Here is a 24919-nt window from a genome sequence, read left to right as displayed (position 1 = left end):
CCGCGGTGGAGACCCGCAGCACGCGGTGGGCGGCGGCGCGGCGCAGGGTCCCGTCGGTCGTCGCGTCGGCGCCCGCGGCGGCGGGCCGGTGCGGCACCCGGACCAGCAGCGCCGCGGTGAGCAGGGCGAGGACGAGCACACCCGCGGCCACGGGAGCGGCGTAGAAGGCGCCGGGGAACGGTCCGCGCGTCGAGGCCGCGAGCCCGTCGGCGGACCGCCAGCCGATCGCCCGCCCGGTGCCGTCGGCCAGCAGCGCGCCCGCCAGGCAGGCGAGCAGCGCCAGGGCCACGCTCGCCGCGTAGGCCACCAGCAGGCCGCGCGGGGCGTCGGCGCGCACGGAGCGGACGGCGAGGCGCGCGCTGCGCACCCGCTGCCGCGGTCGCGGCCAGGTGAGCTCGCCGACCAGCAGGACGAGGGCGTGCGCGGCCGCGGCCGCGAGCGGGGTCACGGCCACGAGCCGGGTGCGGCCCAGGCTGTCCTGCGGCAGCGTCGTCCCGGCGACGAGGAGGGTGCCGGCGACGACGAGCGCGGCCAGCGCGAGGGCCGTGCCGCGGCGGCGGGCGGCCGCCACGGGCAGCGGCAGCCGGCCCGCCGGGACGCGGCGCGCGAGCAGGAAGCCCCCGACGCCGGCTCCCCCGACCAGCAGGAGCAGCAGGGGGGCGGCGAGCACCAGCGGTCCGAACACGGGGCCTCCTCGGTCTGGCCGGCATACCGACCCATTGACTCGACTCATTGAGTCAATCACTCCGGAGGCGGTCTGTCAGCCGTTCCGGGACCCCGCGGGGACCGCGCTGAGCCAGGCGTCGACGTCCGCGGACAGCTGCGCCTTCGTCGCCGCGGGGGCGCGGGAGGCCGTGATGGAGCCCCTGGCGAGGCCGGCCAGCGCCGCGTCGTCGAGGCCGTGGTCCTCGCGCGCGCTGCGGTACTGCTCGATCAGGCGCGGGCCGAAGAGCAGCGGGTCGTCGGCCCCGAGGGCGACGGTCGCGCCCGCGTCGAGCAGGCGCCGCAGCGGCACGCCGGCGAGCTCCGGGTACACGCCGAGGGAGACGTTGCTCGTCGGGCAGACCTCCAGCGCGACGCCCGCGTCCACCAGGCGCGCGAGCACCGCGGGGTCCTCGGCGCTGCGCACGCCGTGGCCGAGGCGGTCGGGCTGCAGCGTCCGCAGGGTCTCGGTGACGTGCGCCGGTCCCAGCAGCTCGCCGGAGTGGGGGACCGCCGCGAGCCCGGCCCGGCGGGCGATGGCGAAGGCCCCCGCGAAGTCGGCCGTCGTGCCGCGCCGCTCGTCGTTGGACAGCCCGAAGCCGACGACCGTGCCCGGGCCGTCCCCCGCGTGCCGGGCCGCGAGCCGGGCCAGCACCCGGGCGTCCAGCGGGTGCCGCATCCGGCTGGCCGCGACGACCACCGCGACCCCGGTCCCGGTGAGCTCGGTCGCCTCGCGCGCCGCGGCCAGCACGATCTCCAGGGCCGGGGTGATGCCGCCGACGTGGACCGCGTAGGAGGTCGGGTCGACCTGCAGCTCCAGCCAGCGCGAGCCCTCGGCCGCGTCGTCGGCGGCGGCCTCCAGGACGATGCGCCGCATGTCGTCGGCGGTGCGCACGCACGCGCGGGCGGCGTCGTAGAGCCGCTGGAAGCGGAACCAGCCGCGCTCGTCGGGCGAGAGCGTGAGCATCTGGTGACCGGTCAGCGCCGCGGGCAGCCGCACCCGGTTGCGCTCGGCGAGCTCCACGAGCGTCGAGGGCCGCATCGAGCCCGTGAAGTGCAGGTGCAGGTGCGCCTTGGGCAGGGACTCGAGCGGGCGCTGCGTCACGGTCAGTGAGTCTGCCAGTGCTCGCCGTGGCGCGTCAGGCTCCGCGGCGGGGCGGCGGGCGGGTGCCCGCGCCCCGGGCGCGGGGGCTCAGACGGCCTCGGCCAGCAGGCGCTGGACCCGGCCGACGCCCTCGGCGAGGTCGTCGTCGGCCAGGGCGTACGAGAAGCGCAGGAACCCGCTGGGCCCGAAGGCCTCACCGGGCACCACGGCCACCTCCGCGTGGGTCAGGATCAGCTCCGCCAGCACGGCGGAGGAGGTGATCTCGGTGCCGCGCAGCGTGCGCCCGATGAGCCCCTGCACCGACGGGTAGGCGTAGAACGCCCCCTCCGGCAGCGGGCAGGAGACGCCGTCGATCGCGTCGAGCATCCCGACGATCGTGCGCCGGCGGCGGTCGAAGGCCTCCCGCATGGCGGCGACCGCGTCCAGGTCCCCCGTCAGCGCCGCGACGGCCGCGCGCTGGGAGACGTTCGCGACGTTCGACGTGAGGTGCGACTGCAGGTTCGCGACGCCCTTGACGAGGTCGGGCGGCCCGATGAGCCAGCCCACGCGCCAGCCCGTCATGGCGTAGGTCTTGGCGACCCCGTTCAGCACGACGCAGCGCTCGGCGAGCTCGGGCACCTCCACGGGCATCGACGCCGCGCGGTGGCCGTCGTAGACGAGGTGCTCGTAGATCTCGTCGGTGACGACCCAGAGGTCGTGCTCGAGCGCCCAGCGGCCGATCGCCCGGACCTCCTCGGGCGTGTAGACGGCGCCCGTGGGGTTGGAGGGGGAGTTGAACAGCAGCACCTTCGAGCGGGGCGTGCGCGCCGCCTCCAGCTGCTCCACGGTGACCCGGTAGCCGCTCTCGGGGCCGGCGAAGACCTCGACGCAGCGCCCGCCCGCCAGCCGCGCGGCCTCCGGGTAGGTCGTCCAGTACGGCGTCGGCAGGACGACCTCGTCGTCGGGGTCCAGCAGCGCCGCGAACGTCTCGTAGACGGCCTGCTTGCCGCCGTTGGTCACGAGGACCTGCGAGGCCGCGACCTCGTAGCCGGAGTCGCGCAGCGTCTTGGCGGCGATGGCCTCGCGCAGCACCGGCAGCCCCCCGGCGGGGGTGTAGCGGTGGTTGGCCGGGTCCGTGCACGCCGCGACGGCCGCCTCGACGATCGCCGGGGGCGTCGGGAAGTCCGGCTCGCCCGCCCCGAAGCCGATCACGGGACGCCCGGCGGCCTTGAGGGCCTTGGCCTTGGCGTCCACCGCGAGGGTCGCGGACTCGGCGATGCCGGCGACGCGGGCGGACACCCGGGCCCGCTGCGCGGGAGGGGTCGCCGCGGTGGCCGGCGTCGGGGTGGCGGGGGCGCTGGAGGCGGTCACGGGACCATCGTGGCACCCGTCGCCCGCCGTGGGGGAGGGGTCGGTCCGGGGTGCGGGGGAGCACGTCGGCGGGGCGGGTGCCCGGCGCGCTGGTTCGACGCCCACCTGCTGCGTCGCCTAGACTCCACGTCGGCGGGTCCTCCCGCCGTGGTGACGCACGCCCCCTGGGGCTGCGGGACCGCTCAGGGCAGTGGCGCAATTGGTAGCGCACCGGTCTCCAAAACCGGCGGTTGTGGGTTCGAGTCCCTCCTGCCCTGCGAGCAGCACCGTGTCCGTGCCGGACGCGACCGCACGACGAGCACCGGGAACGGTAGGGAGCAGGGTCGACGTGAGCGAGACGACGAAGACCGAGGAGGACCACGCCTCGGCCAAGCGCCGCACGGGGGTCCTGCTCTTCCTGCGCCAGGTCGTCGAGGAGCTCCGCAAGGTCGTCTGGCCGACGCGCCGCGACCTGCTGAGCTACACCGCGGTCGTGCTGGTCTTCGTCGTCGTGATGATGCTCTTCGTGTCCGCCCTGGACTACGGCATCGGCAAGCTCGTCCTGCTGGTGTTCGGGTCCAGTTCCTGACGCGACCACCGAACCCGAAGGAAGCAGGCAAGCACCGTGTCCGAGCGCCCGACCGAGGTCGACGACCCGTTCGTCGCCACGCAGTCCTACGACGCCGACGACCTGGCCGCTGACCGCGAGGCCGACGTCGAGGCCGAGCAGGAGCAGGCCGCGGACACCCCCGACCTGCCCGTCGGCGACTTCGAGGCCGAGGAGCCCGGCGCCGAGGCCGCGGCCGAGGCGGACGTCCTGGACGCCGTCGCCCCCGAGGGTGCCGAGACCGCCGCCGACGTGGACGACGCCGTCGACGCCGGCGACACCGACGACGCCCCCGACGCCGACGCCCCCGGGGCGGACGCCGTCGAGGAGGAGGTCGACGAGGCCGAGGAGTTCCGCAAGCAGCTGCGGCGCATGCCCGGCGAGTGGTTCGTCATCCACAGCTACGCGGGCTACGAGAACCGGGTCAAGACCAACCTCGAGACCCGCATGACCTCCCTCAACATGGAGGACTACATCTTCCAGGTCGAGGTCCCCATGGAGGAGGTCGTCGAGGTCAAGAACGGGCAGCGCAAGAACGTGCGCCGCGTCCGCATCCCCGGCTACGTCCTCGTGCGCATGGACCTGACCGACGAGTCGTGGGGCGCCGTGCGCCACACCCCGGGCGTGACCGGCTTCGTGGGCAACACCCACCAGCCCGTGCCGCTGTCCAACGACGAGGTCTTCTCGATGCTGGCCGCCACCCTGGAGCCGAAGCAGGCCAAGACCGCCGACGGCAAGCCCGTCGCGGCGCAGCCCGAGCGCGTCGTGGACTTCGAGGTCGGCGAGTCGGTCACCGTCATGGAGGGCCCGTTCGAGACCCTGCCCGCGACGATCTCGGAGATCTCCGCCGACCGCCAGAAGGTCACCGTGCTGGTGTCCATCTTCGGCCGCGAGACCCCCGTCGAGCTGAGCTTCAGCCAGGTCGCCAAGATCTGACGCACCCCTCACGAGGACCCCGGCCGGTGGCCGGGGTCCTCGTGCGTGCGGGGCGCCGCCGGCGCCTCGCGTAGACTGGATCCACCGGCCGCAACCCCTCGTCGCCCGATCCGCGGGCACCGACAAGGCCGCCACGCCCCAGCAGGGGCACCGAGAGGACAGACATGCCCCCCAAGAAGAGGGTCTCCGGGCTCATCAAGCTCCAGATCAAGGCCGGCATGGCCACTCCCGCCCCGCCGATCGGGCCCGCGCTCGGTCAGCACGGCGTGAACATCATGGAGTTCTGCAAGGCGTACAACGCCCAGACCGAGGCCCAGCGCGGCAACGTCATCCCGGTCGAGATCACGGTCTACGAGGACCGCTCGTTCACCTTCATCACCAAGACCCCGCCGGCCGCGGAGCTCATCAAGAAGGCCGCCGGCGTCGCGAAGGGCTCGGGCACCCCCCACACGGACAAGGTCGCGAACCTCACGCAGGCCCAGGTCCGCGAGATCGCCGAGACCAAGCTGCAGGACCTCAACGCCACCGACCTCGAGATGGCGTCGCGCATCATCGCCGGCACCGCCCGGTCGATGGGCATCACCGTCTCGGACTGAGGCCACCGCCTCCGGCCGGGGCCACGTCCCCGGCCGAACACCCAGTGGCAGGGCCGCGCGCGGCCCGACCGACCACGACTCCCTCTCACCTCCCAGGAGCAGAAGTGAAGCGCAGCAAGGCCTACCGCGCCGCCGCCGACAAGATCGACGCCGACGCCCTCTACGCCCCCCTCGACGCCGTGAAGCTCGCCCGCGAGACCTCCACGACGAAGTACGACGCGACCGTCGAGGTGGCCTTCCGCCTCGGTGTCGACCCCCGCAAGGCCGACCAGATGGTCCGCGGCACCGTCAACCTGCCGCACGGCACCGGCAAGACCGCCCGCGTGCTGGTCTTCGCGACCGGTGACCGCGCCGCGCAGGCCGAGGCCGCCGGCGCCGACATCGTCGGTGGCGACGAGCTCATCGACGAGGTCGCCAAGGGCCGCCTCGACTTCGACGCCGCCGTCGCGACGCCGGACCTCATGGGCAAGGTCGGCCGCCTGGGCAAGGTGCTGGGGCCCCGCGGCCTCATGCCCAACCCCAAGACGGGCACCGTCACGATGGACGTCGCGAAGGCCGTGACGGAGATCAAGGGCGGCAAGATCGAGTTCCGCACGGACAAGCACGCCAACCTGCACTTCGTCATCGGCAAGGCGAGCTTCGACGACCGCCAGCTGGTCGAGAACTACTCCGCCGCGCTCGACGAGGTCCTGCGGCTCAAGCCGTCCGCGTCCAAGGGCCGCTACCTCAAGAAGGCCACCATGACCACGACGATGGGCCCGGGCGTGCCCGTGGACCCGGCGCTGGTCAAGAACCTGATCGAGGACCCGACGGCCGTCTGACGACGCCGCAGGCCTGACGAGGCCACGCACGCGACAGGGGCGGGACTGCAGCCGCGGTCCCGCCCCTGCCGCGTCCGCCACCGGCCGCCGCCGCGGTGGTCGGGGGCGGCCCGCGCCCGCGTGTAGACTGCTCGTACCGAAGACCGCCGGTCGCAGCCGCAGTCCCCTCCAGGACCGCAGCCGCAGAAGGCCCCGTGCACACGGGCGACCTGCGCAGGTGAGCCAGAGCTCCAGCCGTCCTCCCCCGGGAGGTCCGGCCCGACGCCCCCGCGCACCTGCGCCGGGGCGTTTCGTGCGTCCGGGCCCCGACCGGTTCCCCCGATGAGTGGAAGGAGGGCCCATGGCACGGAGTGACAGGGCAGCTGCCGTCAAGGAGATCGCGGCACTGTTCAACGGTTCCAACGCTGCGGTGCTCACCGAGTACCGGGGTTTGACCGTCGCGCAGCTCACCGAGCTGCGTCGATCGCTGGGTCGCGACACGACCTACGCGGTCGTGAAGAACACGCTCGCCAGCATCGCGGCGACCGAGGCCGGAGTCTCGGCCTTCGAGGGGCAGCTCGCGGGCCCCACCGCGATCGCCTTCGTCGCCGGTGACCCGGTCGAGGCGGCCAAGGGCCTGCGTGACTTCGCCAAGGCCAACCCCCAGCTGATCGTCAAGAGCGGCTACCTCGAAGGTCGCGCGATCAGCGCGGCCGACGTCGCCGCCCTCGCGGACCTCGAGTCCCGCGAGGTGCTGCTGTCCAAGGTCGCGGGTGTCCTCAAGGCCACCCAGTCCAAGGCCGCAGCGCTCTTCCAGGCTCCGCTGTCCAAGACCGTCCGCACCGTGGACGCGTTGCGGGAGAAGGTGTCCGAGGGTGCGCCCGCGGCCGCCGAGGAGCCGGCCGCCGCTTCCGAGCCGGCCGCCGCGGAGTCCGTGGACGCCTGAGCGTCCACGCAGCTGACAGCACGACCCCCAGCACCACCCCAGACGCACCCCTGACGAGGAAGGACCGCCCACCATGGCGAAGCTCAGCACCGACGACCTGCTCGACGCGTTCAAGGAGCTCACGCTCATCGAGCTCTCCGAGTTCGTGAAGAAGTTCGAGGAGACCTTCGACGTCACCGCGGCCGCCCCCGTGGCCGTCGCTGCCGGCCCCGGCGGCGGCGCCCCGGCCGAGGCCGCGGAGGAGCAGACCGAGTTCGACGTCATCCTCGAGGCCGCCGGCGAGAAGAAGATCGGCGTCATCAAGGAGGTGCGCGCCCTCACGAGCCTCGGCCTGAAGGAGGCCAAGGACCTCGTGGACGGCGCCCCCAAGCCCGTCCTGGAGAAGGTCGCCAAGGACGCCGCCGAGAAGGCGAAGGCCCAGCTCGAGGCTGCCGGCGCCACCGTCACCCTCAAGTGACACCCCGCTCCGCGCCCTGAGGGGCGCGGGGCACTCCGCCAGGGGCGGTCGGGCTGCGGCCCGGCCGCCCCTGCGCGCGTCCGGGGCGCTCCGGCGCAGGCACGCGGCTGGGGAGGCGCGCTGCGCGCGGGTGCGTGCGGGCTCCGCGCGACACGCCGTCCACCGCTGCGGCCGCGTGCCTTGACGCGGCGCCCCGCGGGGGACATCCTCATCACCGGCTGACGATCCGCCGAGGCTCGGAGTGCGACACCGCCGTCGCACCGGGGAGCAGGCGTCGGGACGACGCCCGGCGCTCCGCCGGAGGGGGCTTGGACAGACCTGCCCTCGTGGGGTACCCTGCTGTTTTGCGCTGCCCAGCGTCATATGACCGGATGTCGACCAGTGGGACGTCCGAGTGGGACCGGGTAGTGCACGTCACGTTCGCAGGCCCGTGGAAGGACCCCTCTTGGCCGCCTCGCGCACAGCGTCCGCACCAGGCAACTCCGCTCGCACCGTCTCCGGTCGGTACTCCTTCGGCAAGATCCGGGAGCCTCTGGAGGTTCCCGACCTGCTCGCGCTCCAGACCGACAGCTTCGACTGGCTGCTCGGCAACAAGCGGTGGCAGGACCGCGTCGAGGCCTCCCGCTCGGGTGGGCTCGACGTCCCGATGACCTCCGGTCTGGAGGAGATCTTCGAGGAGATCTCCCCGATCGAGGACTTCTCGGGCTCCATGTCGCTGTCGTTCCGCGACCACCGCTTCGAGCCGGCGAAGTACACGCTCGAGGACTGCAAGGAGCGCGACCTCACCTACGCCGCGCCCCTGTTCGTCACCGCCGAGTTCATGAACACGACGACCGGCGAGATCAAGAGCCAGACCGTCTTCATGGGCGACTTCCCGCTCATGACCGAGCGCGGCACCTTCGTCATCAACGGCACCGAGCGCGTCGTCGTCTCGCAGCTCGTCCGCTCGCCGGGCATCTACTTCGAGCGCGTGCCGGACAAGACGTCGGACCGCGACACGTGGACCGCCAAGATCATCCCGTCGCGCGGTGCGTGGCTGGAGTTCGAGATCGACAAGCGCGACACGGTCGGCGTCCGCATCGACCGCAAGCGCAAGCAGTCCGTCACGGTGCTGCTCAAGGCCCTCGGCTGGAGCGAGTCCCAGATCCGCGAGGAGTTCGCCGACCACGAGTCGATGATCTCCACGCTGGAGAAGGACCACACCGCGGGCGTCGAGGACGCGCTGCTGGACATCTACCGCAAGCTGCGCCCGGGCGAGCCGCCGACCCAGGAGGCCGCGCGCAACCTGCTCGACAACCTCTACTTCAACCCCAAGCGCTACGACCTCGCGAAGGTCGGCCGCTACAAGGTGAACAAGAAGCTGGGGCAGGAGCAGCCGCTGGCCAACAGCGTGCTGTCCGTCGACGACATCGCCTCGACGATCAAGTACCTCGTCAAGCTGCACGCCGGCGAGGTCACCATGCCGGGCACGCGCGCCGGTGAGCCGATCGACCTCCGGGTCGAGGTCGACGACATCGACCACTTCGGCAACCGCCGCCTGCGCAGCGTCGGCGAGCTCATCCAGAACCAGGTCCGCACGGGCCTGTCGCGGATGGAGCGCGTCGTGCGCGAGCGCATGACGACCCAGGACGTCGAGGCGATCACGCCGCAGACGCTGATCAACATCCGTCCCGTCGTGGCCTCCATCAAGGAGTTCTTCGGGACGAGCCAGCTGTCGCAGTTCATGGACCAGACCAACCCGCTCGCCGGGCTGACCCACAAGCGCCGCCTGTCGGCGCTCGGGCCGGGCGGTCTGTCCCGCGAGCGCGCCGGCATGGAGGTCCGCGACGTCCACCCGTCGCACTACGGCCGCATGTGCCCGATCGAGACCCCGGAGGGCCCGAACATCGGCCTGATCGGGTCGCTGTCGAGCTACGGGCGCATCAACCCGTTCGGCTTCATCGAGACGCCGTACCGCAAGGTCACCGACGGCAAGGTCTCCGACGAGGTCGACTACCTGACCGCGGACGAGGAGGACGCCTTCGTCATCGCGCAGGCGAACGCCCCGCTGGACGCGGACGGCGCCTTCGCCGAGGCCCGCGTGCTGGTCCGCGCCAAGGGCGGGGACGCGGAGTTCGTGCAGCGCTCCGAGGTCGACTACATGGACGTCGCGGCGCGGCAGATGGTCTCCGTCGCCACCGCGATGATCCCGTTCCTCGAGCACGACGACGCCAACCGCGCGCTCATGGGCTCGAACATGCAGCGCCAGGCGGTGCCGCTGGTCAAGACCGAGGCGCCGCTCATCGGCACGGGCATGGAGTTCCGCGCGGCCGTCGACGCGGGTGACGTGATCGTGGCCGAGAAGGCCGGCGTCGCCACGGAGGTCTCCGCGGACCTCGTGACGGTCAGCAACGACGACGGGACCACCTCGACCTACCGGGTCGCGAAGTTCCGCCGCTCCAACCACGGCACCGCGTACAACCAGCGCGTCGTGATCAGCGACGGCGACCGCGTCGAGGTCGGCACGGTCCTGGCCGACGGCCCGTCGACCGACGGTGGCGAGATGGCCCTGGGCCGCAACCTCCTCGTGGCGTTCATGCCGTGGGAGGGCCACAACTACGAAGACGCGATCATCCTGTCGCAGCGCATCGTGCAGGACGACGTCCTCTCCTCCATCCACATCGAGGAGCACGAGGTCGACGCCCGCGACACCAAGCTGGGGCCGGAGGAGATCACCCGCGACATCCCCAACGTCGCGGAGGAGGTCCTCGCCGACCTCGACGAGCGCGGGATCATCCGCATCGGCGCCGAGGTCCGCGACGGCGACCTGCTCGTCGGCAAGGTCACGCCCAAGGGCGAGACCGAGCTGACCCCGGAGGAGCGCCTGCTGCGCGCCATCTTCGGCGAGAAGGCCCGCGAGGTCCGCGACACGTCGCTGAAGGTGCCCCACGGCGAGACCGGCACGGTCATCGGCGTCAAGGTCTTCGACCGCGACGAGGGTGACGAGCTGCCCCCGGGCGTGAACCAGCTGGTCCGCGTCTACGTGGCGAACAAGCGCAAGATCACGGACGGCGACAAGCTGGCCGGCCGCCACGGCAACAAGGGCGTCATCTCCAAGATCCTGCCCGTCGAGGACATGCCGTTCCTCGAGGACGGGACCCCGGTCGACATCATCCTGAACCCGCTCGGCGTGCCGAGCCGGATGAACGTCGGCCAGGTCCTCGAGCTCCACCTCGGCTGGGTCGCCCAGCAGGGCTGGGAGATCGAGGGTCAGCCGGACTGGGCGAAGCTCATCCCGGAGGAGATCCGCAGCGCTCCCGGCGGCTCCCGCATCGCCTCGCCCGTCTTCGACGGTGCGCGCGAGGAGGAGATCACCGGGCTGCTGTCCTCGACCACGCCGACCCGCGACGGGGAGCGCCTGGTCAAGGGCAACGGCAAGGCGCGCCTGTTCGACGGCCGCTCCGGCGAGCCGTTCCCGGAGCCGGTCTCGGTCGGCTACATGTACATCCTGAAGCTGCACCACCTGGTCGACGACAAGATCCACGCGCGCTCCACGGGTCCCTACTCGATGATCACGCAGCAGCCGCTGGGTGGTAAGGCGCAGTTCGGTGGTCAGCGCTTCGGCGAGATGGAGGTCTGGGCCCTGGAGGCGTACGGCGCCGCCTACGCCCTGCAGGAGCTCCTGACGATCAAGTCCGACGACGTCCTCGGCCGCGTGAAGGTCTACGAGGCCATCGTCAAGGGCGAGAACATCCCGGAGCCCGGCATCCCCGAGTCCTTCAAGGTGCTCATCAAGGAGATGCAGTCGCTGTGCCTGAACGTGGAGGTCCTCTCCTCGGACGGCATGGCCATCGAGATGCGCGACAGCGACGAGGACGTCTTCCGGGCGGCCGAGGAGCTGGGCATCGACCTGGCTCGGCGCGAGCCGAGCAGCGTCGAAGAGGTCTGACGGGCGTGGGCCGCGGGTGTTCGCACCTGCGGCCCGCCACCGCCGGCCAACGGAGCCCCCGGGACGTCCCGGGCGGGTTCCACGGAATGTCAGACCTCTCAGCACACGACAGAAAGAAGATCACGTTGCTCGACGTCAACTTCTTCGACGAGCTACGCATCGGCCTGGCCACGGCGGAGGACATCCGCACGTGGTCGCACGGTGAGGTCAAGAAGCCGGAGACCATCAACTACCGCACGCTCAAGCCGGAGAAGGACGGGCTCTTCTGCGAGAAGATCTTCGGTCCGACCCGGGACTGGGAGTGCTACTGCGGCAAGTACAAGCGCGTCCGCTTCAAGGGCATCATCTGCGAGCGCTGCGGCGTGGAGGTCACGCGCGCCAAGGTGCGTCGTGAGCGGATGGGGCACATCGAGCTGGCCGCCCCCGTCACGCACATCTGGTACTTCAAGGGCGTCCCGAGCCGTCTGGGCTACCTGCTCGACCTGGCGCCGAAGGACCTCGAGAAGGTCATCTACTTCGCCGCCTACATGATCACGTGGGTCGACGACGAGGGTCGCCAGCGCGACTTCTCCTCGCTCGAGGCGCAGATCGAGGTCGAGAAGCGCGAGGTCGAGAACCGTCGTGACAACGACGTCGACACGCGCGCCAAGACGCTCGAGAACGACCTGGCCGAGCTCGAGGCCGAGGGTGCGAAGTCGGACGTGCGCCGCAAGGTGCGCGAGTCGGCCGAGCGCGAGATGGCGCAGATCCGCCGTCGTGCCGACGCCGAGATCGACCGCCTCGCCACGGTCTGGGACCGCTTCCGCAACCTCAAGGTCCAGGACCTCGAGGGTGACGAGGTGCTCTACCGCGCCATGCGCGAGCGCTTCGGCATGTACTTCGAAGGCGGGATGGGTGCTGCTGCGCTGCAGAAGCGCCTGCAGAGCTTCGACCTCGAGGCCGAGGCCGAGAACCTGCGCGAGATCATCGCGACGGGCAAGGGGCAGCGCAAGACGCGCGCGCTGAAGCGGCTCAAGGTCGTCTCGGCGTTCCTGACGACGCGCAACTCGCCCGAGGGCATGGTCCTGGACTGCGTCCCGGTCATCCCGCCGGACCTGCGCCCGATGGTGCAGCTGGACGGTGGCCGCTTCGCGACCTCCGACCTGAACGACCTGTACCGCCGCGTCATCAACCGCAACAACCGGCTGAAGCGGCTGCTGGACCTCGGTGCGCCCGAGATCATCGTCAACAACGAGAAGCGGATGCTGCAGGAGGCCGTCGACGCGCTGTTCGACAACGGCCGCCGCGGTCGTCCCGTCACGGGCCCGGGCAACCGGCCCCTGAAGTCGCTGTCCGACATGCTCAAGGGCAAGCAGGGCCGGTTCCGCCAGAACCTGCTCGGCAAGCGCGTCGACTACTCCGGCCGCTCGGTCATCGTCGTCGGCCCGCAGCTCAAGCTGCACCAGTGCGGCCTGCCCAAGCAGATGGCGCTGGAGCTCTTCAAGCCCTTCGTCATGAAGCGGCTCGTCGACCTCAGCCACGCGCAGAACATCAAGTCGGCCAAGCGCATGGTCGAGCGCGCCCGCCCGGTGGTCTGGGACGTCCTGTCCGAGGTCATCACCGAGCACCCGGTGCTGCTCAACCGCGCCCCGACGCTGCACCGCCTCGGCATCCAGGCCTTCGAGCCCCAGCTGGTCGAGGGCAAGGCCATCCAGATCCACCCGCTCGTCTGCACCGCGTTCAACGCGGACTTCGACGGCGACCAGATGGCCGTGCACGTGCCGCTGTCGGCCGAGGCGCAGGCCGAGGCCCGCATCCTCATGCTGTCCAGCAACAACATCCTCAAGCCGGCGGACGGTCGCCCGGTGACCATGCCCACCCAGGACATGATCATCGGCATCTACCACCTCACCGCCGAGCGCGAGGACGTGCTGGGCGCCGGGCGCACGCTCTCCTCGCTCGCCGAGGCGATCATGGCGTTCGACGCTCGCCAGCTGGACCTGAACGCACGGGTCCGCATCCGCCTCTCGGGCGTCGTCCCCGGCCACACGTGGGCCGCCGACGGCAAGCTGCCCGAGGGCTGGACCGCGGGTGACGACCTGGTCGTGGAGACCACGCTGGGCCGCGCGCTCTTCAACGAGACGCTGCCCGTGGACTACGAGTTCGTCGACGCCGTCGTGGACAAGAAGCGCCTGTCGCTGATCGTCAACGACCTGGCCGAGCGCTACCCGAAGGTCCAGGTGGCCGCGACGCTGGACGCCCTGAAGGAGGCCGGCTTCCACTGGGCCACCCGCTCGGGCACCACGGTCGCGATCTCCGACGTCGTCACGCCGCCGAACAAGCTCGCGATCCTCGAGGTCTTCGAGGCCAAGGCCGAGAAGGTCCAGCAGCAGTACGAGCGCGGTCTGATCACCGACGACGAGCGTCGCCAGGAGCTCATCGAGATCTGGACCCAGGCCACCAACGAGGTCGCCCGCGACCTCGAGGCCGCGATGCCCACGCACAACACCATCCACCGGATGGTGTCGTCGGGGGCGCGAGGCAACTGGATGCAGATGCGTCAGCTCGCCGGCATGCGCGGCCTGATGGCCAACCCGAAGGGCGAGATCATCCCCCGCCCCGTGAAGGCCAGCTTCCGCGAGGGCCTGACGGTGCTGGAGTTCTTCATCACCACGCACGGTGCCCGCAAGGGCCTCGCCGACACCGCGCTGCGCACGGCGGACTCCGGGTACCTCACCCGGCGCCTCGTCGACGTGTCGCAGGACGTCATCGTGCGCGAGGAGGACTGCGGCACCTCGCGCGGTCTCTCGATGCCCATCGCGGTCCGCGGTGGCGACGGGTCGCTGCGCCGTCACGACGACGTCGAGACGAGCGTCTACGCCCGCGTCCTGGCCTCCGACGTGGAGGTCGACGGCGACGTCGTCCTCGCGGCCGGCTCGGACCTCGGCGACGTCGTCATCGACGACCTGGTCGAGCGCGGCGTGGAGACCATCAAGGTCCGCTCCGTGCTCACCTGCGAGTCGAAGGTCGGCACCTGCGCCCTCTGCTACGGGCGTTCGCTGGCCAGCGGCAAGCTCGTGGACATCGGCGAGGCCGTCGGCATCGTCGCGGCCCAGTCGATCGGCGAGCCCGGCACCCAGCTGACGATGCGCACCTTCCACACCGGTGGTGCCGCGTCGGAGTCGGGCGACATCACGCACGGCCTGCCGCGCGTGGTCGAGCTCTTCGAGGCCCGCACCCCCAAGGGCAACGCGCCCATCTCGGAGGTCCCCGGTCGCGTGTCCATCGAGGACACCGACAAGGGCCGGCGCCTCGTCGTCACCCCCGACGACGGGTCCGAGGAGATCGCGTACCCGGTGACCAAGCGCCACCGGCTGCTCGTCGAGGAGGGCTCGCACGTCGAGGTCGGCCAGAAGCTCGTGCAGGGGGCCATCGACCCCAAGCAGGTGCTGCGCATCCTCGGGCCGCGTCGGGTGCAGATGCACCTCGTCGACGAGGTCCAGGAGGTCTACCGCTCGCAGGGCGTGTCGATCCACGACAAGCACATCGAGGTCATCGTCCGGCAGATGCTCAAGCGCGTCACGATCATCGAGCAGAACGACGCCGAGATGTTGCCGGGCGAGCTCGTCGAGCGCGCGCGCTTCGAGGAGGAGAACCGCCGGGTCATGGCGGAGGGCGGCCAGCCGTCCTCCGGTCGCCCGGAGCTGATGGGCATCACGAAGGCGTCGCTCGCGACGGACTCGTGGCTGTCCGCGGCCTCCTTCCAGGAGACGACCCGCGTCCTGACGAACGCCGCGATGGAGGGCAAGAGCGACCCGCTGCTCGGGCTCAAGGAGAACGTCATCATCGGCAAGCTCATCCCGGCCGGCACGGGTCTCCCGCGCTACCGCAACGTCCGGGTGGAGCCGACCGAGGAGGCCAAGGCGCAGATGTACGCGGTGCCGGGCTACGACGACGTCGACTACTCCCAGTTCGGGGTCGGCAGCGGTCAGGCCGTCCCGCTCGAGGAGTTCGACTACGGCAGCAGCGACTACCGCTGACGCCTCCGGTGCCGCCCGTCCCCCCGCTGACCGCGGGGGGACGGGCGGTGCCACGGTGGGGGAGAGGGCGGCCACGAGCCGTTTTGACCCTCTCCTGCCCAGCAGGTAGATTCGTGTCCGCTTGACACGAGCGTGCCCGCACACAGCTGACAGGACGTCGGCGTGGGGGTCCTCACCGAGAACGACACGCCCGACCTCGTGGGTCGGCACAAGCGTGTAGCGCCGGCCCACCACGGGCAGCGCAGGCCGACACACCAGATCGAACGAATGACGGAGACAGGGTGCCTACGATCCAGCAGCTGGTCCGCAAGGGCCGGGAGGACAAGGTCGTCAAGACCAAGACCCCCGCTCTCAAGGGCAGCCCCCAGCGCCGCGGTGTCTGCACCCGCGTGTACACCACGACGCCCAAGAAGCCGAACTCCGCGCTGCGCAAGGTGGCGCGCGTGAAGCTCACGAGCGGCATCGAGGTCACGGCCTACATCCCGGGCGTGGGCCACAACCTCCAGGAGCACTCGATGGTCCTGGTGCGCGGCGGCCGCGTGAAGGACCTCCCCGGTGTCCGCTACAAGATCGTCCGCGGCTCGCTGGACACGCAGGGTGTCAAGAACCGCAAGCAGGCGCGCAGCCGCTACGGCGCGAAGAAGGAGAAGAGCTGATGCCCCGCAAGGGCCCCGCACCCAAGCGTCCCCTCGTGGTGGACCCCGTCTACCAGTCCCCCCTGGTGACGCAGCTCGTCAACAAGATCCTCCTCGACGGCAAGAAGTCCGTCGCGGAGAGCATCGTCTACGGCGCTCTCGAAGGCACGCGCGACAAGACGGGCGGCGACCCGGTCGTCGTCCTCAAGCGCGCCCTCGACAACGTCAAGCCGGCGCTCGAAGTCCGTTCCCGCCGCGTCGGCGGGTCGACCTACCAGGTGCCGATCGAGGTGCGCCCGAGCCGTTCCACGACGCTCGCGCTGCGCTGGCTCGTCGGCTACTCCCGGCAGCGTCGCGAGAAGACGATGACCGAGCGCCTGCTCAACGAGATCCTCGACGCGTCCAACGGCCTCGGTGCCGCGGTGAAGCGCCGCGAGGACACCCACAAGATGGCCGAGTCGAACCGGGCCTTCGCGCACTACCGCTGGTGACCCCGGCGGCGTCCGCACCTCGCCGACTCACCCCCTCGATCCCAGGGAAGAGGCAGTAAACCGTGGCACAGGACGTGCTGACGGACCTGACCAAGGTCCGCAACATCGGCATCATGGCCCACATCGACGCCGGCAAGACCACGACCACCGAGCGGATCCTCTTCTACACGGGGATCAACTACAAGATCGGTGAGGTCCACGACGGCGCGGCCACGATGGACTGGATGGAGCAGGAGCAGGAGCGGGGCATCACCATCACCTCCGCGGCCACCACCTGCTTCTGGGACAACAACCAGATCAACATCATCGACACGCCCGGCCACGTCGACTTCACGGTCGAGGTCGAGCGCTCGCTGCGCGTCCTGGACGGTGCGGTCGCCGTCTTCGACGGCAAGGAGGGTGTCGAGCCCCAGTCCGAGACGGTGTGGCGGCAGGCGGACAAGTACGACGTCCCCCGCATCTGCTTCGTCAACAAGATGGACAAGCTCGGCGCGGACTTCTTCTTCACCGTGAAGACGATCAAGGAGCGCCTCGGCGCCGAGCCGCTGGTCATGCAGCTGCCGATCGGTGCCGAGAACACCTTCACCGGTGTCATCGACCTGGTCACGATGAAGGCCCTGACCTGGCGCGGTGACGTCCAGATGGGCGCCGACTACGAGGTCGAGGACATCCCGGCCGACCTGGCCGAGCAGGCCGCGGAGTACCGCAGCGCCCTGGTCGAGCGCGTCGCCGAGGCGGACGACGAGCTGATGGAGAAGTACCTCGGCGGGGGTGAGCTGACGACGGAGGAGATCAAGGCCGGCGTCCGCACGCTGACCGTCAACTCCGAGCTCTACCCGATCTTCTGCGGCTCGGCGTTCAAGAACAAGGGCGTGCAGCCCATGCTCGACGCCGTCATCGACTACCTGCCCTCGCCGCTGGACGTGAAGCCCATGGTCGGGCACAAGGTCGGCGACGAGACGGTGGAGATCGTGCGCCGTCCGGACGCGACCGAGCCCTTCTCCGGCCTCGCCTTCAAGGTCGCCGCGCACCCGTTCTTCGGCAAGCTGACGTACGTCCGGGTGTACTCCGGCCGCGTCGCCGCCGGCTCGGGCGTCGTGAACTCGACCAAGGGCAAGAAGGAGCGCATCGGGAAGCTCTTCCAGATGCACTCCAACAAGGAGAACCCGGTCGACGAGGCTCGTGCGGGCCACATCTACGCGATGATCGGCCTCAAGGACACGACCACCGGCGACACGCTGTGCGACCCCGCGCAGCAGGTCGTCCTGGAGTCGATGACCTTCCCCGAGCCCGTCATCTCGGTGGCCATCGAGCCGAAGACGAAGGGCGACCAGGAGAAGCTGGGCACCGCGATCCAGCGCCTGGCGGAGGAGGACCCGACCTTCCAGGTCGAGCTCGATCAGGAGACCGGCCAGACGATCATCAAGGGGATGGGCGAGCTCCACCTCGACATCCTCGTGGACCGGATGCGCCGCGAGTACAAGGTCGAGGCCAACGTCGGCAAGCCCCAGGTCGCCTACCGCGAGACGATCCGTCGCGCGGTGGAGAAGATGGACTACACCCACAAGAAGCAGACCGGTGGGTCCGGCCAGTACGCCAAGGTCCAGGTGACCATCGAGCCCATGGACACCTCTGACGGGGAGTTCTACGAGTTCAACAACAAGGTCACCGGTGGCCGCGTCCCGCGGGAGTACATCCCGAGCGTGGACGCCGGCATCCAGGACGCCATGCAGCTCGGCGTCGTGGCGGGCTACCCGCTCGTCGGCATCAGGGCGAGCCTTCTCGACGGTGCGGCGCACGACGTCGACTCCTCCGAGATGGCGTTCAAGATCGCGGGCTCGATGGTCCTCAAGGAGGCCGTCAAGCGCGCTGACCCGGTTCTGCTGGAGCCGGTCATGGCCGTCGAGGTCCGCACCCCCGAGTCCTACATGGGTGAAGTCATCGGCGACCTGAACTCCCGCCGCGGACAGATCCAGTCCATGGAGGACGTCAGCGGGGCGAAGCTGGTCAAGGCGACGGTCCCGCTGTCGGAGATGTTCGGCTACGTCGGGGACCTGCGGTCCAAGACGCAGGGCCGGGCGGTCTACAGCATGCAGTTCGACTCCTACGCGGAGGTTCCGCGGAACGTGTCGGAGGAGATCGTCAAGAAGGTCCGCGGGGAGTAACACCCCCAGCAGGGCACGGCAGAACACCATCTGGGCCACCACACGGTGGGCCGGACACCCACCCTCCCGACCCACCGGGTCGGGGAAGATCTACAAGTCCGAGGAGGACCCCCAGTGGCGAAGGCGAAGTTCGAGCGGACTAAGCCGCACGTCAACATCGGCACCATTGGTCACATCGACCACGGGAAGACGACGCTGACTGCGGCCATCACCCGGGTGCTGCACGACAAGTACCCGACCCTCAACGCGGCGTCGGCGTTCGACCAGATCGACAAGGCGCCCGAAGAGCGCCAGCGCGGCATCACCATCTCCATCGCGCACGTCGAGTACCAGACCGAGTCGCGCCACTACGCGCACGTCGACTGCCCTGGTCACGCCGACTACATCAAGAACATGATCACGGGTGCGGCGCAGATGGACGGCGCCATCCTCGTGGTCGCGGCGACCGACGGCCCCATGCCGCAGACGAAGGAGCACGTCATCCTGGCCCGCCAGGTCGGCGTCCCCTACATCGTCGTCGCGCTGAACAAGGCCGACATGGTCGAGGACGAGGAGCTCCTCGAGCTCGTCGAGATGGAGGTCCGCGAGCTGCTCTCCAGCTACGAGTTCCCCGGCGACGACCTCCCGGTCGTGCGGGTCTCCGCGCTGAAGGCCCTCGAGGGCGACGCCGAGTGGGGCGCCAAGCTGCTCGAGCTCATGGACGCGGTCGACACCGCGATCCCCGAGCCCGTGCGCGCGGTCGACCAGCCCTTCCTCATGCCGATCGAGGACGTCTTCACGATCACCGGCCGCGGCACCGTCGTGACCGGGCGCATCGAGCGAGGCATCCTCAAGGTCAACGAGGAGGTCGAGATCGTCGGCATCCGCGAGAAGAACCAGAAGACGACCGTCACGGGCGTCGAGATGTTCCGCAAGCTCCTCGACGAGGGCCAGGCCGGCGAGAACGTCGGGCTGCTCCTGCGCGGTCTCAAGCGCGAGGACGTCGAGCGCGGTCAGGTCGTGTGCAAGCCCGGCTCGATCACCCCGCACACGGAGTTCGAGGCGCAGTCGTACATCCTCTCGAAGGACGAGGGTGGCCGTCACACGCCCTTCTACAACAACTACCGTCCGCAGTTCTACTTCCGGACGACCGACGTCACCGGCGTCGTCTCGCTGCCCGAGGGCACCGAGATGGTCATGCCCGGCGACAACACTGAGATGAAGGTCGACCTCATCCAGCCGATCGCCATGGAAGAGGGCCTCAAGTTCGCGATCCGCGAGGGTGGCCGCACCGTCGGCGCCGGCCGGGTCACGAAGATCCTCAAGTGATGCGGGCGGCCTAGCCGCCCAGCTCACACCTCGTGCGGGGCGGGTCCTCTCGGACCCGCCCCGCACGCACGAGAAGCCCGCGCCGTTCCGGTGGGGGACACCAGGTTCGTCGTCCGCGGTGGGAGCCGCGGGCCGCGATTGGCCAAGGGCCACTGCCTTCTGGCAGACTGTCGGGGTTGCTGTGTCGCTGAGGCGTGCTTCCGCGCCCGCGGCCACAACCGCGAACGTCGACCGACTCGTCGGGCGGCGGACGGTACAGACCTGAACAGGACCACACCGGGCAACCGGGCGAGGGTGGAAGCCGTGCGAGAGCACGACACGCCCGACCTCGGGGGTCGGAGCTCGGACCAGGGCTCCGCGCCGCGCGCGAGTCAGTAGCGGGACGAAGAGAGAGAGTCAGACGACGCCATGGCGGGACAGAAGATCCGCATCAGGCTCAAGGCCTACGACCACGAGGTCATCGACAGCTCGGCGCGCAAGATCGTCGACACGGTGACCCGTACTGGCGCTTCCGTCGCCGGGCCCGTGCCGCTGCCGACCGAGAAGAACGTCTACTGCGTGATCCGCTCGCCGCACAAGTACAAGGACAGCCGCGAGCACTTCGAGATGCGCACGCACAAGCGCCTCATCGACATCATCGACCCCACGCCGAAGACGGTCGACTCGCTCATGCGACTCGACCTCCCCGCGGGTGTCGACATCGAGATCAAGCTCTGAGGGACTGCAGACGATGAGCGACAGGCAACTGCGAGGGGTGCTCGGCACCAAGCTCGGCATGACCCAGCTGTGGGACGAGGCCAACCGGCTCGTGCCCGTGACGGTGGTCCGCGTCGAGCCCAACGTCGTGACCCAGGTCCGCACCGCGTCCACCGACGGCTACGAGGCCGTCCAGCTGGCCGCCCAGGTCGTCGACCCGCGCAAGGCGAACAAGCCCTCGACCGGGCACTTCGACAAGGCCGGCGTCGCGCCGCGCCGTCACCTGGTCGAGCTGCGCACCTCCGACGCCGCGGAGTACACCGCCGGCCAGGAGGTCACCGTCGAGGTCTTCACCACCGGTGAGACGGTCGACGTCGTCGGCACCACCAAGGGCAAGGGCTTCGCCGGTGTCATGAAGCGTCACGGCTTCCACGGCGTCGGTGCCTCCCACGGTGCGCACCGCAACCACCGCAAGCCCGGATCGATCGGTGGCTGCGCCACTCCCGGTCGCGTCTTCAAGGGCATGCGCATGGCCGGCCGCATGGGCGGCGCCCGCCAGACCACCCAGAACCTGACGGTCCACGCGATCGACGCGGCGAAGGGTCTGCTGCTCATCACGGGCGCGGTCCCCGGCCCCCGCGGTGGCGTGGTCCTCGTCAAGAACGCGTCCAAGGCGCGCACGAAGGAGGCCTGAGCAGATGTCCACGACGATCGAGGCCACCGAGCCGATCACCGTGCCGCTGCGGACCGCCGACGGCGGGACGAACGGCACCGTCGAGCTGCCGGCCGAGCACTTCGGCCGCCAGGTCAACGTCCCCCTGATCCACCAGGTCGTGACGGCGCAGCTCGCCGCCGCCCGCCAGGGCACCGCGTCGGTCAAGCGCCGGGGCGAGGTCCGCGGTGGCGGCAAGAAGCCGTACAAGCAGAAGGGCACCGGCCGCGCCCGTCAGGGTTCGCTCCGCGCCCCCCAGTTCACCGGTGGTGGCGTCGTGCACGGCCCGAAGCCGCGCGACTACTCCCAGCGGACGCCCAAGAAGATGATCGCCGCCGCTCTGCGCGGAGCGCTCTCGGACCGCGTCAACCACGAGCGCGTGCACGTCGTCGAGGGCCTCGCCCTGGGTGACGTCCCCTCGACGAAGACCGCGGTCTCGCTGATCAGCACCCTCAGCGGGCGCAAGAACGTGCTCGTGGTCGTGCGCCGCGGCGACGAGGTGGCGGAGAAGAGCCTGCGCAACATCGCCGGCGTCCACGTCCTCGTGGCCGACCAGCTCAACACCTACGACGTCATGGTCTCCGACGACGTCGTGTTCACCCGCGACGCGCTCGACGCGTTCGTGGCCGGACCGGTCCGCACGGCGACCGCGGTGGCCTCGGAGTCGGAAGGGAGCACCCTGTGAGCGCGCTCGGCGGCACGCAGAAGGACCCGCGCGACATCCTCATCGCGCCGGTCGTCTCGGAGAAGAGCTACGGGCTCATCGACGAGGGCAAATACACGTTCATCGTCGACCCCGGCGCGAACAAGACCGAGATCAAGATCGCCGTGGAGAAGGTCTTCGGCGTCAAGGTCTCGTCCGTGAACACCGCGAACCGCCAGGGCAAGACCCGGCGGACCCGCAACGGGATCGGCAAGCGCAAGGACACCAAGCGGGCCATCGTGACGTTGCGCGAGGGCACGATCGACATCTTCGGCGGCTCGGCCGCCTGACCGGCGACCGTCGCAGACCACCATCGAACCCGAGGACTGACGCACCATGGGAATCCGCAAGTACAAGCCGACGACTCCGGGCCGCCGTGGCTCGAGCGTCGCCGACTTCGTCGAGGTGACGCGGTCCGAGCCTGAGAAGTCGCTCGTCCGCCCCTTGTCGAAGACCGGCGGGCGCAACTCGACCGGCCGGATCACGACCCGCCACATCGGTGGCGGCCACAAGCGCGCCTACCGGGTCATCGACTTCCGTCGCCATGACAAGGACGGCGTGCCGGCCAAGGTCGCGCACATCGAGTACGACCCCAACCGCACGGCGCGCATCGCGCTGCTGCACTACGTGGACGGCGAGAAGCGCTACATCATCGCGCCGACCCGCCTGAAGCAGGGCGACCAGATCGAGAACGGTCCGGCCGCCGACATCAAGCCCGGCAACAACCTGCCGCTGCGCAACATCCCCGTCGGCACCGTGATCCACGCCGTCGAGCTCCGCCCCGGTGGCGGCGCGAAGATGGCGCGCTCGGCCGGCGCCAGCGTCCAGCTCGTGGCCCGCGAGGGCCGCTTCGCCCAGCTGCGCCTGCCGTCGGGCGAGATCCGCAACGTCGACGTGCGCTGCCGCGCCACCGTCGGCGAGGTCGGCAACGCCGAGCAGTCGAACATCAACTGGGGCAAGGCCGGCCGCATGCGCTGGAAGGGCAAGCGCCCCACCGTCCGCGGTGTCGCGATGAACCCGATCGACCACCCGCACGGTGGTGGCGAGGGCAAGACGTCCGGTGGACGTCACCCCGTCAGCCCGTGGGGCCAGGCCGAGGGCCGCACGCGGCGTCCGGGCAAGGAGAGCGACAAGCTCATCGTCCGTCGGCGCCGCGCCGGCAAGAAGCGCCGATAGGGAGCCTGAAGAACAATGCCTCGCAGCTTGAAGAAGGGCCCCTTCGTCGACGACCACCTTCAGAAGAAGGTGGACGCTCAGAACGAAGCGGGCACCCACACCGTCATCCGGACCTGGTCCCGCCGTTCGGTCGTCACGCCGGACTTCCTGGGCCACACGTTCGCGGTGCACGACGGCCGCAAGCACGTCCCCGTCTTCGTCACCGAGGCGATGGTGGGGCACAAGCTCGGCGAGTTCGCGCCCACGCGCACGTTCCGCGGTCACGAGAAGGACGACCGCAAGGGGCGTCGTCGCTGACCACCGAGTCGGCACGAACGTCAGCCCGAGCAAGTGACCGAACGCCAGTCGTGAGACTGAGACCAGAAGGCAGGACAGGGATGGAAGCCAAGGCGCAGACGCGGTACCTCCGCGTCACGCCCCAGAAGGCGCGCCGAGTCGTCGACCTGATCCGGGGCAAGAAGGCCAACGAGGCCGTCGCCGTGCTCTCGTTCGCCCCCCAGGCGGCCGCCGAGCCGGTGCTGAAGCTCGTCGAGAGTGCGATCGCCAACGCGCGGTTCCTCGCCGACAAGCACTCCGAGGCGTTCGACCCGAACGACCTCGTCGTGCAGAGCATCTCCGTGGACGAGGGGCCGACGATGAAGCGCTTCCGTCCCCGCGCCCAGGGCCGGGCGGGACGCATCCTGAAGCGCACGAGCCACATCACCGTGGTCGTCGCGCCCGCGGTTCCGGGCGCCAAGAAGACGAGGAGGACCCGCTAGTGGGACAGAAGGTCAACCCGCACGGGTTCCGACTGGGCATCACCACCGACCACTCCAGCCGGTGGTTCGCCGACTCGACCAAGACGGGTCAGCGCTACGCCGACTACGTGAAGGAAGACGTCGCGATCCGCAGGCTCATGTCCAAGGGCATGGAGCGGGCCGGCATCTCCAAGGTCGAGATCGAGCGCACGCGTGACCGCGTCCGCATCGACATCCACACCGCCCGGCCGGGCATCGTCATCGGCCGTCGCGGTGCGGAGGCCGACCGCATCCGCGGCGAGCTCGAGAAGCTCACGGGCAAGCAGGTGCAGCTGAACATCCTCGAGGTGAAGAACCCCGAGGTGGACTCGCAGCTGGTCGCCCAGGGCATCGCCGAGCAGCTCGCGAGCCGCGTCTCGTTCCGCCGCGCCATGCGCAAGGGGATGCAGACGTCGCTCCGCTCGGGCGCCAAGGGCATCCGGGTGCAGTGCTCGGGCCGCCTCGGCGGCGCGGAGATGAGCCGCTCGGAGTTCTACCGCGAGGGTCGTGTGCCGCTGCACACGCTGCGCGCGAACATCGACTACGGCTTCTACGAGGCCAAGACGACCTTCGGCCGCATCGGCGTGAAGGTCTGGATCTACCACGGCGACGTCACCAGCCGTGAGCTCGCCCAGTCGCAGGCGGCCGCCCCCCGGGCGCCCCGTCGCCCTGAGCGCGGTGACCGTCCCGACCGCGGCGGCGCCCCCCGGCGTCGTCCCACCGAGACCAGCGCGCCCGTGGCCGAGGCCGCGGCCGGCGCTGCCGCGCCCACCGGTGAGGCGGCTGCCCAGCCCGTCACCGGCAAGGGCTCGAACGGAACGGAGGCCTGAGT

At 70.4% G+C, this 24919-nt stretch carries 22 protein-coding genes, 1 tRNA gene and 1 pseudogene; 21 read left to right on the top strand and 3 right to left on the bottom strand.

Going from position 1 to position 24919, the window contains the following annotated elements; translation table 11 throughout:
- The 3 genes and pseudogenes from F1544_RS15715 to F1544_RS15705 all read right to left on the bottom strand — a co-directional run.
- Positions 1-685: pseudogene (locus F1544_RS15715) on the bottom strand (hypothetical protein); the annotation flags it as partial.
- Between the two features lie 75 nt (positions 686-760).
- On the bottom strand, positions 761-1813 hold the full coding sequence (locus tag F1544_RS15710; RefSeq protein WP_244308779.1) for an adenosine deaminase: 1053 nt from the start codon (positions 1811-1813) through the stop codon (positions 761-763).
- A gap of 81 nt (positions 1814-1894) precedes the next feature.
- On the bottom strand, positions 1895-3157 hold the full coding sequence (locus F1544_RS15705; protein WP_167587015.1) for a pyridoxal phosphate-dependent aminotransferase: 1263 nt from the start codon (positions 3155-3157) through the stop codon (positions 1895-1897).
- A 184-nt stretch (positions 3158-3341) separates the two neighbouring features.
- Here F1544_RS15705 and F1544_RS15700 point away from each other — a divergent pair.
- The 21 genes from F1544_RS15700 (at position 3342) to rpsC (ending at position 24917) form a co-directional block, all read left to right on the top strand.
- A tRNA-Trp gene (locus F1544_RS15700) sits at positions 3342-3414 on the top strand.
- A gap of 71 nt (positions 3415-3485) precedes the next feature.
- Entirely contained in the window at positions 3486-3725 is a 240-nt protein-coding gene (gene secE, locus F1544_RS24695) for a preprotein translocase subunit SecE (RefSeq protein WP_167587014.1), read from the top strand.
- A gap of 36 nt (positions 3726-3761) precedes the next feature.
- Positions 3762-4679 (top strand): transcription termination/antitermination protein NusG, encoded by a 918-nt coding sequence (gene nusG / locus F1544_RS15690; RefSeq protein WP_167587013.1) that lies wholly within the window; start codon positions 3762-3764, stop codon positions 4677-4679.
- A 164-nt stretch (positions 4680-4843) separates the two neighbouring features.
- A complete protein-coding gene (gene rplK, locus F1544_RS15685) occupies positions 4844-5275 on the top strand; it encodes a 50S ribosomal protein L11 (protein WP_167587012.1) in 432 nt (143 codons plus the stop codon).
- A 104-nt stretch (positions 5276-5379) separates the two neighbouring features.
- Positions 5380-6096 carry a 50S ribosomal protein L1 gene (rplA, locus tag F1544_RS15680; RefSeq protein ID WP_167587010.1) on the top strand — a complete coding sequence of 239 codons (717 nt, stop codon included), beginning with the start codon at positions 5380-5382 and terminating at the stop codon, positions 6094-6096.
- Positions 6097-6436: 340 nt separating this feature from the next.
- Positions 6437-7021, top strand: a complete 585-nt coding sequence (gene rplJ / locus F1544_RS15675; protein WP_167587008.1) for a 50S ribosomal protein L10 — start codon at positions 6437-6439, stop codon at positions 7019-7021.
- A 73-nt stretch (positions 7022-7094) separates the two neighbouring features.
- The gene (gene rplL, locus F1544_RS15670) at positions 7095-7478 is read left to right on the top strand and encodes a 50S ribosomal protein L7/L12 (RefSeq protein WP_167587006.1); all 384 of its coding nucleotides are present in this window, start codon (positions 7095-7097) and stop codon (positions 7476-7478) included.
- 445 nt (positions 7479-7923) lie between these two features.
- Entirely contained in the window at positions 7924-11406 is a 3483-nt protein-coding gene (gene rpoB / locus F1544_RS15665) for a DNA-directed RNA polymerase subunit beta (RefSeq protein WP_167587004.1), read from the top strand.
- Positions 11407-11531: 125 nt separating this feature from the next.
- Positions 11532-15425, top strand: coding sequence for a DNA-directed RNA polymerase subunit beta' (locus tag F1544_RS15660; RefSeq protein WP_167587002.1), 3894 nt, complete (start codon positions 11532-11534; stop codon positions 15423-15425).
- 281 nt (positions 15426-15706) lie between these two features.
- Positions 15707-16081, top strand: a complete 375-nt coding sequence (gene rpsL, locus F1544_RS15655) for a 30S ribosomal protein S12 (RefSeq protein WP_012084987.1) — start codon at positions 15707-15709, stop codon at positions 16079-16081.
- Positions 16081-16551 (top strand): 30S ribosomal protein S7, encoded by a 471-nt coding sequence (gene rpsG, locus F1544_RS15650; protein WP_167587000.1) that lies wholly within the window; start codon positions 16081-16083, stop codon positions 16549-16551. The genes rpsL and rpsG overlap by 1 nt, the downstream gene beginning before the upstream one ends.
- 62 nt (positions 16552-16613) lie before the next feature.
- Positions 16614-18716, top strand: a complete 2103-nt coding sequence (gene fusA, locus F1544_RS15645; RefSeq protein ID WP_167586998.1) for an elongation factor G — start codon at positions 16614-16616, stop codon at positions 18714-18716.
- 114 nt (positions 18717-18830) lie between these two features.
- A complete protein-coding gene (gene tuf / locus F1544_RS15640) occupies positions 18831-20024 on the top strand; it encodes an elongation factor Tu (protein WP_166605541.1) in 1194 nt (397 codons plus the stop codon).
- A 408-nt stretch (positions 20025-20432) separates the two neighbouring features.
- A complete protein-coding gene (rpsJ, locus tag F1544_RS15635; protein WP_012084982.1) occupies positions 20433-20741 on the top strand; it encodes a 30S ribosomal protein S10 in 309 nt (102 codons plus the stop codon).
- A gap of 13 nt (positions 20742-20754) precedes the next feature.
- Positions 20755-21414: a 50S ribosomal protein L3 gene (gene rplC, locus F1544_RS15630; protein WP_208971974.1), complete on the top strand. Its 660-nt coding sequence runs from the start codon at positions 20755-20757 to the stop codon at positions 21412-21414.
- 4 nt (positions 21415-21418) lie between these two features.
- Positions 21419-22117: a 50S ribosomal protein L4 gene (rplD, locus tag F1544_RS15625; RefSeq protein WP_167586996.1), complete on the top strand. Its 699-nt coding sequence runs from the start codon at positions 21419-21421 to the stop codon at positions 22115-22117.
- Complete coding sequence (rplW, locus tag F1544_RS15620; RefSeq protein WP_167586995.1) at positions 22114-22425, top strand: 50S ribosomal protein L23; 312 nt, start codon at positions 22114-22116, stop codon at positions 22423-22425. Before rplD ends, rplW begins: the two co-directional genes overlap by 4 nt.
- A gap of 46 nt (positions 22426-22471) precedes the next feature.
- Positions 22472-23311 (top strand): 50S ribosomal protein L2, encoded by an 840-nt coding sequence (gene rplB, locus F1544_RS15615; protein ID WP_167586993.1) that lies wholly within the window; start codon positions 22472-22474, stop codon positions 23309-23311.
- A 15-nt stretch (positions 23312-23326) separates the two neighbouring features.
- Entirely contained in the window at positions 23327-23608 is a 282-nt protein-coding gene (gene rpsS / locus F1544_RS15610; protein ID WP_167586992.1) for a 30S ribosomal protein S19, read from the top strand.
- Positions 23609-23688: 80 nt separating this feature from the next.
- The gene (gene rplV, locus F1544_RS15605) at positions 23689-24069 is read left to right on the top strand and encodes a 50S ribosomal protein L22 (protein ID WP_166605545.1); all 381 of its coding nucleotides are present in this window, start codon (positions 23689-23691) and stop codon (positions 24067-24069) included.
- The gene (gene rpsC / locus F1544_RS15600) at positions 24069-24917 is read left to right on the top strand and encodes a 30S ribosomal protein S3 (RefSeq protein ID WP_167586991.1); all 849 of its coding nucleotides are present in this window, start codon (positions 24069-24071) and stop codon (positions 24915-24917) included. The genes rplV and rpsC overlap by 1 nt, the downstream gene beginning before the upstream one ends.
- Positions 24918-24919: the final 2 nt, after the last annotated feature.

It is taken from the genome of Kineococcus rubinsiae (genome assembly GCF_011839805.1).
In the GTDB taxonomy this organism is placed as follows: Bacteria; Actinomycetota; Actinomycetes; order Actinomycetales; family Kineococcaceae; genus Kineococcus; species Kineococcus rubinsiae.
The sequence above is the reverse complement of the archived record's forward strand: the minus strand, read 5'-3'. Positions and strand labels throughout refer to the sequence as shown.

Bases quoted from the DNA above. Each gene is read 5' to 3' on its own strand.
- rplK (WP_167587012.1), top strand. From the start codon at position 4,844: ATGCCCCCCAAGAAGAGGGTCTCCGGGCTCATCAAGCTCCAGATCAAG.
- rplJ (WP_167587008.1), top strand. From the start codon at position 6,437: ATGGCACGGAGTGACAGGGCAGCTGCCGTCAAGGAGATCGCGGCACTG.
- rplL (WP_167587006.1), top strand. From the start codon at position 7,095: ATGGCGAAGCTCAGCACCGACGACCTGCTCGACGCGTTCAAGGAGCTC.
- rpsG (WP_167587000.1), top strand. From the start codon at position 16,081: ATGCCCCGCAAGGGCCCCGCACCCAAGCGTCCCCTCGTGGTGGACCCC.
- rpsJ (WP_012084982.1), top strand. From the start codon at position 20,433: ATGGCGGGACAGAAGATCCGCATCAGGCTCAAGGCCTACGACCACGAG.
- rplC (WP_208971974.1), top strand. From the start codon at position 20,755: ATGAGCGACAGGCAACTGCGAGGGGTGCTCGGCACCAAGCTCGGCATG.
- rplD (WP_167586996.1), top strand. From the start codon at position 21,419: ATGTCCACGACGATCGAGGCCACCGAGCCGATCACCGTGCCGCTGCGG.
- rplB (WP_167586993.1), top strand. From the start codon at position 22,472: ATGGGAATCCGCAAGTACAAGCCGACGACTCCGGGCCGCCGTGGCTCG.
- rpsS (WP_167586992.1), top strand. From the start codon at position 23,327: ATGCCTCGCAGCTTGAAGAAGGGCCCCTTCGTCGACGACCACCTTCAG.
- rplV (WP_166605545.1), top strand. From the start codon at position 23,689: ATGGAAGCCAAGGCGCAGACGCGGTACCTCCGCGTCACGCCCCAGAAG.